This window comes from Campylobacter sp. 2018MI13, from assembly GCF_018501135.1.
GTDB lineage: Bacteria > Campylobacterota > Campylobacteria > Campylobacterales > Campylobacteraceae > Campylobacter_E.
Map to the genome: position 1 here is coordinate 1 of NZ_JAHCZC010000140.1, position 1,796 is coordinate 1,796.

Annotated in this window: 1 pseudogene; it reads left to right on the forward strand. The window is 24.1% G+C overall.

What is annotated here, in order from left to right:
• Positions 1-290 precede the first annotated feature (290 nt).
• Positions 291-1,490: pseudogene (locus KJQ99_RS10660) on the forward strand (autotransporter outer membrane beta-barrel domain-containing protein).
• Positions 1,491-1,796: the final 306 nt, after the last annotated feature.

The window sequence follows — 1,796 nt, forward strand, 5'->3', positions numbered from 1 at the left end:
CTTTAGTATTTACTTCTTTTGCTAATGAAGTTAATTCAATTGCAAAAGATATTGAAGTGACTGCAAATGTGAAATTAAAAAATAATTCAACTCTTAGTATTATGAATAATTCTAATTTTAGTGGTTCTATAATCACAGAAGATGATAATTCTACTTTAAACTTAAATAATGCAAATATTGATGCAAATATAAATGTAGCTAATTTAAATGCTAGCAAGACTAATTTTATGTTTAGTTTAAACAATACTCTAATATCAAGTATAAGCACACTAGGTGGGCAAAATACTTTTATGATTAAACCTGATTTAGCTAATGCTAATAAGTTTTTATTAGCAAGTCTTGTAAATACTAATAACACTATTAATAATGATTATTTAAAAGCACTTGATTATAAAGAAAATATCAGTATTTATACACCTAATGTTGAGTTTGTTAATGAAAATGGCAAAGCTAATTGGTATTTAGTAAAAGTAAATAAAGAAGATATTGAAAATACAACTCCTATTGTGCCAGAAACAAAGCCAGAACCTACTAAACCTAACGATGATTTAAATAAGCCTAGTGTTAAAGATTATTTCTTCGTTCAAGAAAATAAAGAAGTTACACAAATGATTGATAGCTCGTTAAATCAAGTATTTTTTAGCTATGTATTAGAATGGAATAACTTGCAAAAAAGAATGGGAGAATTAAGAAATAATACAGATGCAAATGCTGGAATTTGGTTTAGAGCTTATACAGGTCAAAGCTCTTACGAACACGCAAACAAGACTAAGTTTTATGAAATGCAATTAGGTGCTGATAAATTAAATCAAGGCAATAATTATGTAAATTACACAGGGCTTATTTTTAATGCTAGTAAATATAGTTTAAGTGATAATTTAGATGGCAGTATAAAAGGTTATGGTTTTGGAGCATACTCTAGCACTATATATGATAATGGATTGTATTTTGATGTAATAGCAAAATATATAAATTATAAAAATGATTTTAATTTATATGTTAAAAATCAAAACGAAGTTACAAATTCTTTAAAACCAAATAATTCTTATACTTTTTTAGCTAGTGCTGAGATTGGATATAGAAAAGATTTTAATAATTTTTAGTTAGAACCACAAATTGAATTAATAACAGGTTATGTAAGTAAGCAAGAATTAACAAGTAGTGATAAAAAATTATATTTACAATCAGATTCTTTTATCCCACTTAATTTAAAAACAGCTATCTTTACAGGTTTTAATAAAAATGATTTATCACTTAGAGCAGGCGTTGGACTTGCTAGCGATTTGGTAAATAATTCTAAGAAAACTATAAAAGATTTAGATACTATAAGTATTAATAATGGTAAAAGAGATTCAAGAGTATTTGTTAATTTATCAAGCTCTTATAAGCTAAATAATCGTTCAAATATAGGCTTAGAATTTGAAAAAACATTCGGTGGTAATCTAAACATAGATTATAGCTTTAACCTAGTATATAGATATAACTTCTAATCTTCTTTCATCACAATAAGATAAAAATTATTGTGATGAATTATTTATAAATTTATTATTTTATAAATAAAATTTACTTTTGATTATATTTTTTATTTAATATATTTTTAATTTATAATTAAAGTTAATATCATAAAATCACTGATTAAATCTTAAAAAAAGGACTTATTATGCGTATTTTGCTTTTATTGGTGTTTTTTTCAATTTCATTAGTTGCTAATGTTGGAAGTATTGTAAATTATGTAGGAGATGTTGAGGTTTTAAGAAATCAATCAACAATTAATGTAAATCATAAAAATTATGAGC